Here is a 16,986-nt window from a genome sequence, read left to right on the forward strand (position 1 = left end):
TAACGGGGCTTAATTGCCCCGTTTTTATACTGACTTTTATAAGGACATGAAAATATGAAACTTTACGGTTATTGGCGTTCCAGTGCAGCCTATCGGGTTCGTATTGCCCTTAATCTCAAGGGGATTTCAGCCGAACAGTTTTCAGTGCATCTCGTACGTGATGGCGGCGAGCAACATAAAGCGGCCTACATTGCGCTTAATCCTTTAGAGTTAGTGCCAACCTTAGTGGTGGATGATGAGCTGGATGCCTTGTCGCAATCTTTAGCGATTATCGAATATCTTGATGAGATACATCCACAGTCGCCATTATTGCCTGCATCGGCTCTTGAACGTGCTCACGTGCGCGCTATGGCACTTACGGTCGCCTGTGAGATCCATCCATTAAACAACTTGCGGGTATTGCAGTATTTAACGCAAACCTTAGGTGCTGATGACACCGCCAAAAATACTTGGTATCACCATTGGGTCGCAAGTGGTTTTACGGCCTTAGAAACCTTGTTAACACGGCATAGCGGTCGTTATTGCTTTGGGAATGCCGTGACATTAGCCGACTTATGTTTAGTGCCGCAGGTGTATAACGCCCAGCGTTTTAATGTGGATTTAACGCCTTATCCCAATATCATGCGCGTGTGGGCTGAGTGTAATCAGCTTGAAGCCTTTGTCGATGCTGCGCCAGAGCGCCAAGCGGATGCGGTGTAACGAATTGCGCGGATACGGTTTTTACGAATAGAAAGAATGGATGATGAGACTTGCTTTGCGAGTCTAATCTCAGCGATGGAGTTTAAATGCTTTTCAGTAAAAAATGTCCGTATTGCAAAGGTAAACTCGGCGCTAAGGATGTGCCGATTAAGGAAGGACGCTGCTGCCATTGTGATAAGCCGATACTGTACAAACTCAATGTAATAAAATGGATGCTACTGTTCATGCCCATCTTTACTGTTAGCGTTAATCTGCTAGACAAAGATGTCTATGGGTTTTGGATTTGTTTTGCGGTAATGGCACCGATTTATAGTCTCGTTTATTTACTCTGTCATGAGGTCGTAAAGTGCTCAGAAACCGATGGCGAAGTGGAGTAAGCCTAATGTCTTTCCCGTGTTTTTATCTGATATTGAAGCGGGCGATACTGTTATGAGTGGTGCTAGGGGTAATGTCATGAGTGTTGCTACGAATAATGTTATGAATGATGCAATGAGTGAAGCAGCGCTAGAGCATCAATTACTCGAATGGATAGCTCAAGACTGTGAGCGGGTGAGGGCGCTTGAACTCGTGCTTCAATGCGCCAAAGTACACTCAATGCCGCAGTGGTGTCTGGCGGCAGGATTTGTCCGTAATTTAGTCTGGGATCGCTTGCACGAATTTGAGTTGAGTCCACTGAACGATATCGATCTGATCTATTTTTGCCCTTTAGATATTAGCCCTGAGCGGGATCTGGCGATTGAAACCTATCTTCATCAGCTTGCCCCTGAGTTACCATGGTCGGTTAAGAATCAGGCGCGCATGCATAGTCGCAATCAAGACATGGCTTACACATCTTGTATTGATGCTATGGCCCATTGGCCAGAGTTAGAAACCGCGGTTGGGGTGTGTTTAAAATCTCATGTTGAGACAGATACTCAGGTAGATGCAGAGACTGCTCATCATTCCATGCATTACGGTATTGAGCTGGTGGTTCCCTTTGGGCTGAACTCCCTGTTTGCCCTCAAATTGAGCGCCAATCCAAAGCGATCATTACCAGTTTTTAAGCACAGAGTTGCGACTAAGGGCTGGCTAACTCGCTATCCTTTGCTTACGTGTTGCTACTCAAGCTAATCTTCTCACTTTCTTATTCGTTCAGTCTAAAACTGATCTAACCGCCTCACACTGTCATTCCATGCAATCAAGTTATCTAACATGATAGGTATCATCTTCAAGCCGTTTTTATTTGTCCATTTTCTGTTTTTATCCTAATACCAATCGTATTAAATATCTGTTCATTCAGCGGGAGTTCAACGCGCTTTAGACAAGGCGAAGGCATGAAGGCATAGTGGTGCTCTGTCGAAAGCCTTAAACGCAGTATAAAGCGCGTTGCCATGCCGTTAACATCAGCCGCCCTTCGGGAGCCACACAGGCATCCCACTCCTGCGTTGCATTGACTTAAAAGGGAATAACCATTTTAAGTCAATGCGCCTTGGATTGAGATGCCTGTGAGGCTCTGAACTGATTAGATATTTAATGTGATTGGTATCATTTAACTCGTCTCTATAATTTGAAATTAATGTTCAAATAACCTCTTAGTTAAGTGCTTTTCATTGTTACTAAAATGTTTATGGTGTTATTGATCACTACCTCTTGCGGTAGTCATTAGTGATGGCTAATACAACACTTAGCTCACAGAAAACAAAGGGGTATTATCAATAAATGTTTGAATTTCGTGATTCAGCTCCCATGTGTAGTACCTATAAGTGAGTATTGCTCGCTCACTTTGATTTGGATCAATAAAGTGGTCGCACTTCTCTGGCAGTGTAGGCGTCAATTGTTAAGGATGTAATTTAAAACAAAAACCTATGTTGTACATATGGAGTATGATGATGAACAAAAATACTGTTTCTACACTGATCGCTGCCACCCTTTTAGCTGCTGGTTTTTCTGCTTCTGTATCGGCTCACCAAGCAGGTGACATTATCGTTCGTGCGGGTGCTGTTGTTGTCGCGCCAAACGAATCAAGTGATGATGTTGCGGGTAAGGGCGAGTTCCAAATTAGCAATAACACTCAATTGGGTTTGAACTTCGGCTACATGCTGACAGATAACTTTGGGGTAGAGTTATTAGCGGCTACGCCATTCAGCCATGACGTTTCTTTGGGTGGCACTAAGATTGCCGAAACTAAGCATTTACCACCCACTTTAGTGGCGCAGTACTACTTTGGTGATGCACAGTCTAAATTACGTCCATACGTGGGTGTTGGTGTGAACTACACTAACTTCTTCGATAATGAGTTCACCAATGATTTAGGTGGTGCGTTAACTGACTTGAGCATGAGCACTTCGTGGGGCTTAGCGGCACAAGCGGGTGTTGACTATCAGGTTAACAAAAACTGGTTAGTGAACGCTTCTGTGTGGTACGCGCAAATTAGCAGTGACGTGAAATTTAAATTAGCGGGCGACACTGTAGTTATCGACACTGATATCAACCCATGGGTTTATATGGTCAGCGTAGGTTACACTTTCTAATCTACGGATCAGATAAGCGTAAAAAAGGAGCCTTAGGCTCCTTTTTCGTTTCTGCACTTTTATCCTGACATGTTCCACTCAGGTTAAGCCGACTTAGCGCTTTGGCTTTTTAGCCTTCCAGTGGCGAGTGTTATAGATAAATTCGGGTAATAATACGGTGAGCCAAGCGACGAGGCGCCAGCGTTTAGTCACATAGACGCGGCGTTTACCTTGCTTCATTGCTTTGATGATCTGTGCTGCGACTTGTGGCAACGGGGCAAGCCACATTGCACTTTGTTGCATGGCGGCTTTATCGAGTAAACCGAGTTGGATATCGGTAATCGTAATCGGTAACTTAAGGCGCTGAGCATGCATACTTAAGCCCTCAAGGTAATTCTGGCCAAAGGCTTTTGAGGCGTGATAGGCCACACTCGGCCCGCCGCGCAGGCCCGCAATCGAGTTGATTGCCGCCAGTTGTCCATAACCTTGCTCGCGAAATAGTCTAAATGCCGTATTGCAGATGGCAGCAAAACCTCGCACATTGACATCGATAATGTCTTGCTCCGGTAGCCAAGGCAACTCGGGGTCATAGCTATTGAGGCCTGTATTAACTAAGACTAAGTGCGCGCCGCCAAGAGTTTGCCAGACTGATTCAAGTTGGTTGATGATGGCTTGAGGTTGTTCAATTTGAAGTGCAAAAACTTGTACTTTTGTTGGCAAGGATAAGGCAAAATCGCGCAGTGATTCTGGATCTTGGGCGAATAAGACTAATTCAACCTGTTGATCTGCCAATTGCTTTGCAAGTTCACGACTTAATTGTGAGCTAGCTCCCACAATGATTGCAGTTGCTTGGGTCATAGATTTTTCGGCAACGAAATGGTGGCTTATGATAGAAAGTTATGTTCACCAAGACAAGATTTATAGCTTGGGCGTATGGACATCTAGAAGTCTTTATGTATGATTAGGAGAAACAAAATGAACAAATGGTTGCGTTTAAGCGCGTTGAGATTAACAGCCTTAGCATTAATGGCCGTAATGGGGGTGTTATCGGGTTGTGCGACACCTAATGCTATCGTTGAGATAAAAGGCGAGACCTTATATCGCGAACGGATAGCCTTACCTGCCGATGCTAAGGTCATAGTGCAACTGCTTGATGTCTCAAAAATGGATGTGCCAGCCATAGTGATGGCGGAGCGCGTGCAACAAGGTGCTGCGACACCCGCGCCATTCAGTTTTGCGATTGGTAGCGATCAGTTCCAACCCGGTCACACTTATGCCATAGGTGCCCGGATTATGTTGGGTGATAAGTTATTGTTTATTAATACTCAAGCCTATCACATTGATCTCAATTCTACTGAGCCAATGACGATACTGCTAGAGAAAGTCGGTGGCTAGTTAGCCCGCTCAAAAGTGAGCTGACATACGCGCCGAATCCGTTAGTATTTACGAACAGAAGAGGCGCGGTATGCCGGTTAGAATTCCAGATCATCTGCCCGCAGCAGGGGTGTTAGAGTCAGAAAATATTTTCGTTATGTCCGAGACGCGGGCGGCGAATCAAGATATCAGGCCGATGAAGGTGCTGATTTTGAACTTGATGCCGAACAAAATCGAGACAGAAACCCAGTTACTGCGCTTACTGGGCAACACGCCTTTACAAGTCGATGTGGATTTGCTGCGCATTCACGACAAAGAGTCCAAGCATACTTCCATCGACCACATGAATACTTTTTACCGTGATTTTGAAGCCGTGCGCCATAAAAATTACGACGGTCTTATCATCACAGGCGCGCCGCTTGGGCAAATAGATTTCGAAGATGTGGTTTATTGGGATCATATCCGTGAAATCATCGACTGGTCCCAAGAGCATGTCACCTCAGTGTTGTTTTTATGCTGGGCAGCCCATGCGGGCTTGTATCATCTCTATGGTTTAAATCGAAAAATATTGCAACAGAAGCGTTCTGGCGTATTTGTACATAGGCGCACTTGTCAGCATTTCCCACTACTACGTGGCTTTGATGATGAGTTCTTTGCACCTCATTCGCGTTTTGCCGAGATGGATGTGGAAGAAATTAGACAACACCCGCAGTTGCAAGTGTTAGCGCAGTCCGATGAGGCCGGGGCCTATTTAGTATTAAGTCGCAATAACCGTAACTTGTTTGTAATGGGTCACCCTGAATATCAAAAATCGACTTTAAACGATGAATACCATAGGGATTTAGCCCAAGGCTTAACGCCAAATGTGCCACAAAACTATTATCGAAATAATAATCCAGAAGCTGAAGCCATTGCCCGCTGGCACAGCCACGGTAGTTTGTTGGTCAGTAATTGGCTCAATTATTACGTTTACCAGTTAACGCCTTATGACTTAAGTGATATGACGGCGATGACGCCGTGGGAATCGCGCTAAGGTTTTTTTTAGCCTTTTATGGTGATGTGGTCACATGGATGTGACCTAAGCTGATACCCAAAAGCCCTTAATTTATCTCTCCCTTAGATTCTGTTGTCCACACTTGACTGTGCTTAATCCCTGCCTCGCTGTAAATCCTTACTGACAATTTTCACCCGATAAAATCGACACATTAGACCAAGGAATACTTGCTTTACGTTCGCGTAAACGTCAGAGTGGTTTTATTGTCGATTTTATTAAACGTCCCAAGGCTAGCACTAGGCCTTGTGGTCAATTTGGGTTGGAGCCTGCATGAGTACTGAACCGTTAAATCAAGATATCGTTATTGTTGCCGCTAAACGCACCCCTATGGGTGGTTTTCAAGGCAGTTTGTCATCTGTTGCATCACCGACTTTAGCCGCGACAGCCATTAAGGGCTTGTTGGCGGAGACTCAATTAGCGGGTGAGCATGTTGATGAAGTCTTGATGGGCTGCGTATTACCCGCTGGTTTAGGTCAAGCGCCTGCGCGTCAGGCAACTTTGGGTGCGGGATTACCCTTATCCGTTGGTGCGACCACAGTGAACAAAGTCTGTGGCTCAGGCATGAAGACGGTCATGTTAGCCCACGATTTGATTAAAGCGGGCAGTGCAAAAGTCGTGATCGCTGGCGGTATGGAAAGTATGAGCCAAGCGCCGTATCTTTTGGATAAAGCTCGCGGCGGCATGCGCATGGGCCACGGCAAAGTGCTCGATCATATGTTTTTAGATGGTCTTGAGGATGCTTATACTGGCGGCGCCATGGGAACGTTTGCCCAGAAAACCGCCGATGAATTTGGGATCACCCGCGAGCAGATGGACGCCTTTGCGCTAAGTTCGCTCGAAAAAGCCAATGCCGCGATTAACTCGGGCGCCTTTAAGGCCGAAATCACGCCTGTCACAGTTAGTGATCGTCGCGGTGATGTGACTATCGATACCGACGAGCAACCCGGTAATGCCCGCCCTGAAAAAATTCCTACGCTGCGCCCAGCCTTTACCAAAGATGGCACTATCACAGCGGCCAACTCTAGCTCGATTTCCGATGGCGCAGCCGCATTGATGCTGACCTCGCGTGGCGAAGCTGAGCGTTTAGGTTTAACTGTGTTAGCCACTATTAAAGGTCACACGACCCACGCCCAAGAGCCTTCACTCTTTACCACTGCACCGGTTGGCGCTATGGCGAAATTGCTGGCTAATGTGGGTTGGTCAACGGATGAAGTCGATTTATTTGAAATCAACGAAGCCTTCGCCATGGTGACTATGCTTGCCGTGTCTGAACTGGGTTTAGATGTGGCTAAAGTTAACGTCAATGGCGGCGCCTGCGCTTTAGGTCATCCTATTGGCTGCTCGGGTTCACGTTTGCTGGTGACCTTAATCCATGCATTAAAAGCCCGCGGCCTTAAGCGTGGTGTTGCCTCGCTGTGTATCGGCGGCGGTGAAGCGACAGCGATGGCGATTGAGGTTTAATTGCAAAAGTTTTAGTCAAATCAGGTTTTAGTTAAATCAACAAGACGGGGCTGGCAAGGGCAATCACTTCCCTTGAGGATAATCATAATATCGCACCGCCAGCCCATCACTCTACAAGGAAAGGATTGCAACATGACCACACAAGTAAAGCATTACATTGACGGTGAGTTTATCCAAGGTACGGGCACATCACAGATTATTGTCACCAATCCCGCGAATAACTCGCCGATTGCTGTGATTAATGCTGCCACTAGCGAAGAAGTTCACGCCGCGATTGCCAGCGCCAAAGCGGCCTTTAAAACCTGGAAAGAAGTGCCAGTGTCTGAACGTGCGCGCGTCATGTTGCGTTATCAACATTTGCTAAAAGAACATCACGACGAACTGGCGACCATTCTTGCAAAGGAAACTGGTAAAACCTTCGAAGATGCCAAGGGCGATGTATGGCGCGGTATCGAAGTCGCTGAACACGCCTGTAACGTGGCGTCATTATTGATGGGTGAAACCGTCGAGAACGTCGCGCGTTCAATTGACACTTACAGCTACACTCAACCGCTCGGTGTGTGTGCCGGTATTACGCCATTTAACTTCCCTGCGATGATCCCGTTATGGATGTTCCCATTGGCGATTGCCTGCGGTAACACTTTCATTTTAAAGCCTTCAGAACAAGATCCTATGACGCCGCAGCGTCTGGTTGAGCTGTTTGTTGAGGCGGGCGCACCTAAGGGCGTATTGCAATTAGTGCATGGCGATAAAACCGCCGTAGATATCCTGCTGGCAGACCCTGCGATTAAAGCCATTTCTTTCGTCGGTTCTGTGGCTGTGGGTCAATATATTTATAAAACGGGTACCGATAACTTAAAACGCGTGCAAGCCTTTGCGGGCGCGAAAAACCACTGCGTTATCATGCCTGATGCGAATAAACAGCAAGTGATCAATAACTTAGTTGGCGCTTCTGTGGGCGCGGCGGGTCAGCGCTGTATGGCGATTTCGGTTGCCGTGTTTGTTGGCGCCGCTAAAGAGTGGATCCCAGAATTAAAAGAAGCCTTAGCCAAAGTTCGCCCAGGTTTATGGGACGATAAAGAAGCGGGTTATGGCCCGGTTATCAGCCCAGCCGCTAAGGCGCGGGTGCTTAAACTTATCGCTCAAGGTAAAGCCGAAGGCGCCGAGTGTTTACTCGATGGCAGCGATTTTACCGTGGAAGGTTATGAATCCGGTAATTGGATTGGCCCAACCATGTTCGATAAAGTCACCACTGAGATGAGCATCTACAAGGAAGAAATCTTTGGCCCTGTACTGTGTTGTATGGAATCAGACTCTTTAGACGCCGCCATCGAATTAGTCAACGCCAGCCCTTATGGCAATGGCACGTCTATCTTTACCGCTAGCGGCGCGGCGGCCCGTAAATATCAACACGAAATCGAAGTCGGCCAAGTGGGGATTAACGTGCCGATTCCTGTGCCATTACCTTTCTTCTCATTTACGGGTTGGAAGGGCAGTTTCTACGGCGATCAACATGCTTATGGCAAGCAAGCGGTGCGTTTCTATACCGAGACCAAGACCATAACTTCCCGCTGGTTTGAGTCTGATATTGCCGTAGCTTCAACGCCAAATATGAGCATTAACTTACGCTAAGCTCGGTGATTAATCGATAAACCACGGCGTCTTTACGGCGCCCAATTTATTAAATAAAAAGTGACCATAGAGTCATAGGAGAGCCAAATGGATTTTAATTTCAACGATGACCAACGCCAGTTTGCCGATCTTGCGCGCCAGTTTGCCGCGGAAGAATTAACCCCGTTCGCCGCCAAGTGGGATGAAGAACATCATTTCCCCAAAGACGTGATCCAAAAAGCCGGTGAGCTAGGTTTTTGCTCTCTGTATTCGCCAGAATCCGAAGGTGGCATGGGCTTATCGCGCCTCGATGCCTCGATTATTTTTGAAGAACTTGCCAAGGGCTGCACCGCGACCACGGCCATGCTGACCATTCACAATATGGCGACTTGGATGGTGACGACTTGGGGCACTGAAACCCTGCGTCAGACTTGGTCTGAGCCGTTAACCACTGGGCAGATGTTAGCGTCATACTGTTTGACTGAGCCGGGCGCGGGTTCGGACGCTGCATCTTTGCAAACTAAAGCGGTGCGCGACGGCGATGAATATGTGATTTCAGGCTCGAAAATGTTTATCTCGGGTGCGGGCGCAACTGAGCTTTTAGTCGTGATGTGCCGTACAGGTCAAGCTGGCCCTAAGGGGATCTCGGCCATTGCGATTCCGGCGGATGCCGCTGGTGTTATCTACGGTAAAGCTGAAGATAAAATGGGCTGGAATGCCCAGCCGACCCGTCAAATCACCTTTGAAAACGTGCGCGTGCCAGTGGCGAATTTGCTCGGTGAAGAAGGCCAAGGTTTTGCTTTCGCGATGAAAGGCTTAGACGGTGGTCGCATCAATATAGCCACCTGTTCTGTAGGGACGGCGCAGTCGGCTTTAGAGCGCGCAACTCAGTATATGAATGAGCGTCAGCAATTTGGTAAACCTTTGGCGGCTTTCCAAGCGCTGCAATTTAAACTTGCCGATATGGCAACCGAGTTAGTGGCTGCCCGCCAAATGGTGCGCCTTGCGGCCTTTAAACTCGATAGTGGCGATTCTGAGGCCACGGCTTATTGCGCTATGGCGAAACGCTTTGCCACCGATGTGGGTTTTCAAGTCTGCGATGCGGCGCTGCAAATTCATGGTGGATATGGTTATATAAGGGAGTACCCGCTGGAACGTCATTTCCGTGATGTGCGTGTACACCAGATTTTAGAAGGCACTAACGAAATTATGCGCTTAATTATCGCCCGTCGTTTACTCGATGAAAATGCAGGACAAATCCTGTAATTCAACTCGCAATATGCGTGACTTACAGGTCGGCGATAACTGAAAAGGAGTCTATAAAGATGGAATATTTAGTTGAACGTATCGAAGGCCACACGGCGATTCTGACCATGAACAATCCGCCAGCCAACACTTGGACCGCCGAGAGTTTGCAGGCGCTTAAAGCCAAAGTGCTTGAGCTGAATGCCAATAAAGAGATTTACGCCTTAGTGTTAACGGGCCAAGGGCAAAAGTTCTTCTCCGCTGGCGCCGATTTAAAACTGTTTAGCGATGGTGACAAAGGCAATGCGGCAACGATGGCAAAGCATTTTGGTGAAGCCTTTGAAACCTTAAGCCAATTCCGCGGTGTGTCGATTGCCGCGATTAATGGCTATGCCATGGGCGGCGGCTTAGAAGTCGCGTTGGCCTGCGATATTCGTATCGCCGAAATTCAAGCTGTAATGGCATTACCCGAAGCGACGGTCGGTTTATTACCCTGTGCGGGTGGCACTCAAAATCTGACCGCATTAGTCGGTGAAGGGTGGGCTAAACGGATGATTTTATGCGGCGAGCGTATCGATGCGACTCAAGCATTGAATCTACGTTTAGTGGAAGAAGTGGTTGATACTGGCGAAGCGCTTAATGCGGCAATCGCGTTGGCCGTTAAAGTCGCTAACCAAAGCCCAAGCAGCGTCACAGCGTGCAAGACACTTATTCAAGCGGGGCGCACTATGGCGCGTAGCCAAGCGCTACCGATTGAGCGTGAGTTATTTGTCGGATTATTTGATACTGAAGATCAGGCCGAAGGCGTGAATGCGTTTTTAGGGAAACGTAAAGCTGAGTGGAGAAACCGCTAATGACGAATGTAGTAGATAATGACGTGGTCGAGCATGTCGCAAATCAGGTCAAGACCACACAAAATGTGGTTTTTCAAACCTTAGCCACTGCTTCTGGCAAATTGGTTGGGGTGGTCACACTCAATGTGGAAAAAGCCCTCAATGCCTTAGATTTAGGCATGGTGCGCGCTATGACGGCGCAGCTTAATCTGTGGAAGAAAGATCCCCTTATCGCTTGCATCGTATTAGATGGCAGCGGTGAGAAGGCATTTTGTGCCGGGGGTGATGTGCGCGCTTTATACCATGCTTCCATTGCCGCTAATGGGCAAGTGACTGAGGAAGCAAAGGTTTTCTTCGAAGAGGAATATCGCCTCGATTATCTACTGCATACCTTTGGCAAACCTGTGTTGGTGTGGGGCGATGGCATAGTCATGGGCGGCGGCCTCGGTTTGATGGCGGGCGCGAGCCACAGAGTCGTTACCGAAACCTCGCGTATCGCTATGCCAGAGGTGACTATCGGCCTGTATCCCGATGTGGGCGGCAGTTATTTCCTTAATCGTATGCAGGGCAAGATGGGATTGTTTTTGGGATTGACCGCCTATCAACTCAATGCCGCCGATGCCTGTTATGTGGGCCTTGCGGATCATTACCTGAACCGCGACGACAAAGAGCTGATGTTTGATGCCATGGCAACCTTAGATTGGAGTGATACGCCAGCTCTTAATCATCAACGTTTAGATAGCATGATCAACGAGCTGTCTAATCAAGTGGATATTCCGAAGGGCGACAGTGTATTAGCCGAAAGCCAAGACATAATCGACAGGCTTATGGCGGGCAGTCTGCAGGATATTGCAGCACGCATGTCAACTCTGGTATCGGAAGAAAAGTGGTTAATGAAAGCGCGGGACACCTTCCTTGCGGGTAGCCCTATCAGCTGGCACTTGGTCTATATCCAAGGGCAGTTAGGGACTAAGCTTAGCTTAGCTCAATGTTTCAAATGGGAATTAACCGCGAGTGTTAACGTGTGCGCCCACGGTGATTTCTGCGAAGGCGTTCGTGCACTCTTGATTGATAAAGACAAGAAACCGCAATGGCGTTTTAAGGATGTTAACTCAGTACCCACAGCGGTACTTGAGCAAATATTGGCTTCCCCATGGGGCGAGGCGCATCCCTTTAACCAACTGAGTTAAGCGTTTAAGGGCCGAGTTGGCTAAGCGCTGTGTTTATTTGCTTAGCCAAGCTCGCTTTACTCTGTGATAAAGTCAGCATAATCAATTTGATAGCATTATCACAACACTAAAAAGAACAACACAGGAGTGATGGCATGAGTACAGTAGCCTTTATCGGTTTAGGTAATATGGGCGGCCCAATGGCGGCCAATTTATTAAAAGCAGGCATGACGGTTCGCGTCTTTGATTTAGTCCCTGAGGCTATGCAGCAATTGGCCGAAAAAGGCGCCTTAGTATCAAGTACCGCCTGCGGCGCTGCAGCGGGCGCAAGTGTGGTGATTACTATGCTGCCTGCGGGCAAGCATGTGAAAAGTTTATATTTAGGCAATGGAACAGACAAAGGTCTGCTTGAAGTGGTTGCGGGTGATACCTTGCTCATCGATTGTTCAACCATCGATGCACAAAGCGCACAATTAGTGGCGGCCGAAGCGGCTAAATGCGGCATCGAATTTATGGATGCACCAGTTTCTGGCGGCACGGCAGGCGCGGCAGCGGGCACCTTAACTTTTATTTGTGGTGGCTCGGATAACGCTTTTGAACGTGCGCAGCCCGTACTTAAGGCTATGGGTGTGAATATCTTCCACGCAGGCGGTCCAGGTGCGGGGCAAGTCGCGAAAATCTGCAATAACATGCTGTTATCTGTGTTGATGGTCGGTACTTCCGAAGCCCTGCAAATGGGCGTCGATCATGGCCTAGATCCCAAAGTGCTATCCGACATTATGAAGGTCAGCAGTGGCGGAAACTGGACGCTAGAGAAGTACAATCCCTGCCCAGGCGTGATGGAAACAGTGCCTTCTTCTAAGGGCTATCAGGGGGGCTTTATGGTAGATTTGATGGTCAAAGATCTCGGTCTGTCACAAGAAGCTGCATTATTGAGCAACTCTAGCACGCCAATGGGCGCTTTAGCCCGCAGCTTGTATGTTAATCATGCAAGACAAGGCAATGGCCGCCGAGATTTTTCCAGTATATTTGAACAATTTGCACCACTTAAAAAATAGACACAGATAACAAGGGATCACCAGATGGATTTAAAAGATAAGGTTGTCGTCATTACTGGCGGCGCGGGGGGCTTAGGCTTAGCAATGGCGCAAAATTTTGCGCAGGCGGGTGCTAAGATAGCGCTTATCGATGTGGACCAAGAAAAACTCGAGCGAGCCTGCGCTGAGCTTGGATCGGACACTGAAGTTCAAGGTTATGCCTTAGACATTACAGACGAAGAAGACGTCGTCGCGGGTTTTGCCTATATTCTCGAAGATTTTGGTCAAGTGAACGTGTTAGTGAACAACGCTGGTATTCTGCGTGATGGCATGTTAGTCAAAGCCAAAGACGGCAAGGTCACTGATCGTATGTCTTACGAGCAATTCCAATCGGTGATCAATGTGAACCTGACCGGCAGTTTCCTTTGTGGCCGTGAGGCCGCAGCGGCCATGATTGAATCGGGTCAAGCGGGGGTGATTGTTAACATCTCTAGCCTTGCTAAGGCGGGTAATATGGGTCAATCAAATTATGCGGCCTCAAAAGCGGGTGTTGCGGCTATGTCTGTCGGTTGGGCAAAGGAGTTAGCACGTTACAATATCCGTAGCGCAGCGGTCGCACCTGGCGTGATCGCAACCGAGATGACAGCAGCAATGAAGCCAGAAGCGTTGGAGCGTTTAGAGAAACTCGTGCCTGTTGGCCGCTTAGGTCATGCCGACGAGATAGCTTCTACCGTACGTTTTATTATTGAAAACGATTATGTTAATGGTCGTGTGTTTGAAATCGATGGTGGTATTCGTCTTTAGAGCGATATCTTACTGATTTGCATAAAAACCGAGCTTAGGCTCGGTTTTTTTATAGGGTAAATAAAGATAATGGTTCTTATACCCTAGCTTTCGGATTTATTTAGATTTCACTGTTGGAGTTGACATTTAGTTGTTAACCTTCAACAATCGCTCTCCCATTTTTTTACATAACTTTACAAACATGTTGATCACATGTAATGGAGCTTGAAATCCGGATGTCTTGGCAGGAAAAAGCCCACTGGCTTGAGAAAATCACTAAGCGCATGATGTTGATCGTGGGTATCTTAGGGTTGGTTGTGATTTATTGCGGTTTCTTTTTTCTGCTCTTTAGTGGCCGCTCTGTGGCCGTGATCCCATGGTTTTTTCTTATCTCACCTTGGGTGTGTATTTATTTTGGTTTAACGCAAGTACAACAAGTGCAAGTGGTAAATTGGTTCTTAAAAAAATTTAAAAAATAACTAATTTACACATAACTCATTTCTGCAAGTTCATATTTTGTTTCGGTTTGTGCAGTTGGCAAACATTGGGGAGAAACAATGAAGCTACATGGATATTTATGGATGCTGGGGGGCTTATTTTGTTTAGGTGCTTGCGAGCGCTCGAACAAAGAGACGCCGCATCTTAGTGATAATGGCGCGCGCATAGTTGCGCCCTATGGTAGTTGGCTGTCTCCGTTATCGGCGACTGAAGTGTTTGAGCAGGCCGATAATGTGGCTGAGTTGCAAAGCGTTGATGGTGCAATTTATTTCTCTGAGTCTGATGGTGAAAAACAAGGCCAAGTCGGCATTAAACGCCTCGATCAACGGGGAAAAATTACCGACATAGTGCCGCCTGCGTTTAATGTTAAATCCGCCGTTCATGAATACGGTGGTGCCGCCTTTTTGGGGATTGGTCAGAGTCTGTTTGCCACTAAGGCACAGGACCAACTGTTTTATCGTTTTGCCCCTAATCAACCCCCTTTGCCTTTAACGCCAAATGGTACTCGCCATGCAGATTGTATTGCTTACCCCAAAGGGTCGAGGATTATCTGTGTGCGCGAAGATCATCGTCAAGCGGGTGAGCCTAAGGCGAGTCTTGTTACCATTAATCTTAATTTTGCCGGTGAAGGCGATACCTTTGTTTCGGGCCATGACTTTATTTCTTCGCCAGCCATTTCGCCCGATAACAGCCAACTGGCGTGGATCACGTGGGAACATCCCTATATGCCATGGGATAATAGCGTGCTCTGGCTTGGGGATCTGGACCGTAAAGGGCAATTACACAATATTCGTAAGGTAAACACGCCCGCGGACTCTTCAGTTTCGCAGCCGTTATTTAGCCCCGATGGGCAATTGTATGTCGTATCGGATATCAGTAACTGGTGGAATATCTATCGAGTCACGGCACAAAATACCTTAGACCCAGTGCTAAAGAAAAAGGCCGAGTTTGCGGTAGCTGATTGGTATTTAGGCAATCATAACTATGCCTTTGAATCCGAAAAAACAATTATTGCCAGTTATATGCTTGGTAGTCAGGCCGTTTTAATTCGACTGCATCTAGATTCAGGCCTGACCGAATCTTTGGCCGTCGACTTTGGTGAAATCACCCAAGTGATCCGAGGGGAAGATACTGTTTATTTTGTCGGCGCTAAGGCGACGCCAGAGAAGGGCATTTATAAAGTGATCGGTCGTGGTACTGAGTTGGTGTATACCCCTAACTTACCAAAACTTAATCCCAATTATATCTCCCGTGCTAAAAATATTACTTTTAAAACAGGTGCTAACCAGCAAGCTTACGGTTATTTTTATGGTCCGGTTAACCCCAACTATACTGCGCCTAATGATACCCGTCCGCCCTTGATTGTAATGTTACACGGCGGTCCTACGGCGCGTGCGAGTCTGGCTTATCGCAGTGACATTCAATTTTGGACCAGCCGAGGCTTTGCGGTTCTCGATGTTAATTTCCGTGGTAGCAGTGGTTTTGGCCGTGCTTATCGTCAAAGTATCTACGGAAAATGGGGCCAAGTTGATGTGGAGGATGCGGTCAATGCGGCCCGTTATTTAGTTGATAAGGGTTGGGTCGATGGACAAAAACTGGCGATTCGAGGTGTTAGCGCTGGTGGGTTAACTGTGATGTCGTCCTTGGCATTTTATGATGTATTTCAAGCGGGGGTGAGCTATGCGGGGATCAGTGACTTTGAACAGCTCGCCAAGAGTACCCATAAATTCGAGACTGGCTACTTAGATCTGCTTATCGGCCCCTATGGTGAAAATCAAGCCCGCTATAGGGAGCTGTCGCCCCTGCATCACCTTGAAGGATTGAATGAGCCTTTATTAATTTTTCAAGGATTACGTGACCAAATCGTGCCACCACAGCAGTCGCGGCAGATTTATGAGGCGTTGAAAGTGAGAGGCGTACCCACGGCTTATATCGCTTATCAGGATGAACCCCACGGCGGTTGGAAACCTGAGCACAAGGCCGCAGGATTAGAAACTGAGCTGGCATTTTATGGGCAAGTGTTTAACTTTACCCCAGCGGGTAAGCTTGTAACACTGGTACTGGATAACGCCGCGGCGTTAAAGCCAACCATAGTGAGAAGTCAATAACGTGGTATTTACCGTTATTGAACTTGCCATCGCTATTGCGATTGGCTTTTACCGCAACACTCAGAGCCAGCATTTTGCTGGCTCTTGTGATTTTCGAGGCAGCCATGAGTCTCGTGACTTAGGCTGTCGATAATGGCGCAGTGGGGCTGATCGCCGCCTTGGCATTGGGTCACCATGTGCTGTAATTGCGCCCTAAGCTGCTGTAACTTATTGATTTGCTGCTCGACATAGGCAAGGTGCGTTTGGGTAAGCTGCTTAACGTCCTCGGCATTACGGCTTTCATTGCCCTTAAGACCAAGCAAGGATTTGCAATCCTCTAGGCTAAAACCTAAGTCGCGACATTGATGCACAAACTTAAGTGCTTCAATATCTTGATGGCGATAAACTCGATAACCCGCCTCATTGCGCTCGCCGCACACTAAACCAATATCATGGTAATAACGGATACTCTTAACACTTAAGCCCGTTTGTTTCGCGACTTCACCTATCTTCATTTTGACCTCTATTTTTCCAACTGAATGGTATCACCCACTTCGCCCAACAATTAATTGTCGATGTGATCACATTGAGCAAATTCATCCTTGACTCTCCAGTGATGGGAGACTTTATCTTAGACCTAAAGTGT

The 16,986-nt window shown here is 47.5% G+C and carries 17 protein-coding genes; 15 read left to right on the forward strand and 2 right to left on the reverse strand.

The window, feature by feature from the left end; genetic code table 11:
• Positions 1–54: 54 nt before the first annotated feature.
• The 4 genes from maiA (at position 55) to ompW (ending at position 3,209) form a co-directional block, all read left to right on the forward strand.
• A complete protein-coding gene (gene maiA, locus KO531_RS01455; RefSeq protein ID WP_219250197.1) occupies positions 55–699 on the forward strand; it encodes a maleylacetoacetate isomerase in 645 nt (214 codons plus the stop codon).
• An 86-nt stretch (positions 700–785) separates the two neighbouring features.
• Positions 786–1,076, forward strand: a complete 291-nt coding sequence (locus KO531_RS01460; protein WP_028760572.1) for a hypothetical protein — start codon at positions 786–788, stop codon at positions 1,074–1,076.
• Between the two features lie 52 nt (positions 1,077–1,128).
• Positions 1,129–1,809 carry a nucleotidyltransferase family protein gene (locus tag KO531_RS01465; RefSeq protein WP_251068813.1) on the forward strand — a complete coding sequence of 227 codons (681 nt, stop codon included), beginning with the start codon at positions 1,129–1,131 and terminating at the stop codon, positions 1,807–1,809.
• Between the two features lie 755 nt (positions 1,810–2,564).
• Positions 2,565–3,209, forward strand: a complete 645-nt coding sequence (ompW, locus tag KO531_RS01470; protein ID WP_219250198.1) for an outer membrane protein OmpW — start codon at positions 2,565–2,567, stop codon at positions 3,207–3,209.
• A 93-nt stretch (positions 3,210–3,302) separates the two neighbouring features.
• Here the strand turns inward: ompW and KO531_RS01475 are convergent, their stop codons facing one another.
• Positions 3,303–4,046 (reverse strand): SDR family NAD(P)-dependent oxidoreductase, encoded by a 744-nt coding sequence (locus KO531_RS01475; protein WP_028760569.1) that lies wholly within the window; start codon positions 4,044–4,046, stop codon positions 3,303–3,305.
• Positions 4,047–4,163: 117 nt separating this feature from the next.
• Between KO531_RS01475 and KO531_RS01480 the strand changes: the two genes are divergently transcribed.
• The 11 genes from KO531_RS01480 (at position 4,164) to KO531_RS01530 (ending at position 16,361) form a co-directional block, all read left to right on the forward strand.
• Entirely contained in the window at positions 4,164–4,583 is a 420-nt protein-coding gene (locus tag KO531_RS01480; protein WP_173245790.1) for a YbaY family lipoprotein, read from the forward strand.
• Between the two features lie 70 nt (positions 4,584–4,653).
• Positions 4,654–5,595: a homoserine O-succinyltransferase gene (metA, locus tag KO531_RS01485; RefSeq protein WP_028760567.1), complete on the forward strand. Its 942-nt coding sequence runs from the start codon at positions 4,654–4,656 to the stop codon at positions 5,593–5,595.
• A 291-nt stretch (positions 5,596–5,886) separates the two neighbouring features.
• Complete coding sequence (locus KO531_RS01490) at positions 5,887–7,077, forward strand: acetyl-CoA C-acyltransferase (protein ID WP_131523781.1); 1,191 nt, start codon at positions 5,887–5,889, stop codon at positions 7,075–7,077.
• A gap of 132 nt (positions 7,078–7,209) precedes the next feature.
• The gene (locus KO531_RS01495) at positions 7,210–8,709 is read left to right on the forward strand and encodes a CoA-acylating methylmalonate-semialdehyde dehydrogenase (protein ID WP_219250199.1); all 1,500 of its coding nucleotides are present in this window, start codon (positions 7,210–7,212) and stop codon (positions 8,707–8,709) included.
• A gap of 87 nt (positions 8,710–8,796) precedes the next feature.
• A complete protein-coding gene (locus KO531_RS01500) occupies positions 8,797–9,954 on the forward strand; it encodes an acyl-CoA dehydrogenase family protein (RefSeq protein ID WP_219250200.1) in 1,158 nt (385 codons plus the stop codon).
• 59 nt (positions 9,955–10,013) lie between these two features.
• A complete protein-coding gene (locus KO531_RS01505) occupies positions 10,014–10,787 on the forward strand; it encodes an enoyl-CoA hydratase (RefSeq protein ID WP_011789976.1) in 774 nt (257 codons plus the stop codon).
• Positions 10,787–11,956, forward strand: coding sequence for an enoyl-CoA hydratase/isomerase family protein (locus tag KO531_RS01510; RefSeq protein ID WP_198573586.1), 1,170 nt, complete (start codon positions 10,787–10,789; stop codon positions 11,954–11,956). Before KO531_RS01505 ends, KO531_RS01510 begins: the two co-directional genes overlap by 1 nt.
• 134 nt (positions 11,957–12,090) lie before the next feature.
• Positions 12,091–12,993 (forward strand): 3-hydroxyisobutyrate dehydrogenase, encoded by a 903-nt coding sequence (gene mmsB, locus KO531_RS01515; RefSeq protein WP_219250201.1) that lies wholly within the window; start codon positions 12,091–12,093, stop codon positions 12,991–12,993.
• 24 nt (positions 12,994–13,017) lie between these two features.
• A complete protein-coding gene (locus KO531_RS01520) occupies positions 13,018–13,776 on the forward strand; it encodes an SDR family oxidoreductase (RefSeq protein ID WP_011846385.1) in 759 nt (252 codons plus the stop codon).
• 215 nt (positions 13,777–13,991) lie between these two features.
• Positions 13,992–14,234, forward strand: coding sequence for a hypothetical protein (locus KO531_RS01525; RefSeq protein ID WP_028760560.1), 243 nt, complete (start codon positions 13,992–13,994; stop codon positions 14,232–14,234).
• 78 nt (positions 14,235–14,312) lie between these two features.
• Positions 14,313–16,361: a prolyl oligopeptidase family serine peptidase gene (locus tag KO531_RS01530; protein WP_219250202.1), complete on the forward strand. Its 2,049-nt coding sequence runs from the start codon at positions 14,313–14,315 to the stop codon at positions 16,359–16,361.
• A gap of 32 nt (positions 16,362–16,393) precedes the next feature.
• Here KO531_RS01530 and KO531_RS01535 read toward each other — a convergent pair whose 3' ends face one another.
• Positions 16,394–16,855: a Cu(I)-responsive transcriptional regulator gene (locus KO531_RS01535; RefSeq protein ID WP_219250203.1), complete on the reverse strand. Its 462-nt coding sequence runs from the start codon at positions 16,853–16,855 to the stop codon at positions 16,394–16,396.
• Between the last annotated feature and the right edge of the window lie 131 nt (positions 16,856–16,986).

It is taken from the genome of Shewanella sp. NKUCC06_TVS (assembly GCF_019345515.1).
GTDB classification, from domain to species: Bacteria; Pseudomonadota; Gammaproteobacteria; order Enterobacterales; family Shewanellaceae; genus Shewanella; species Shewanella oncorhynchi.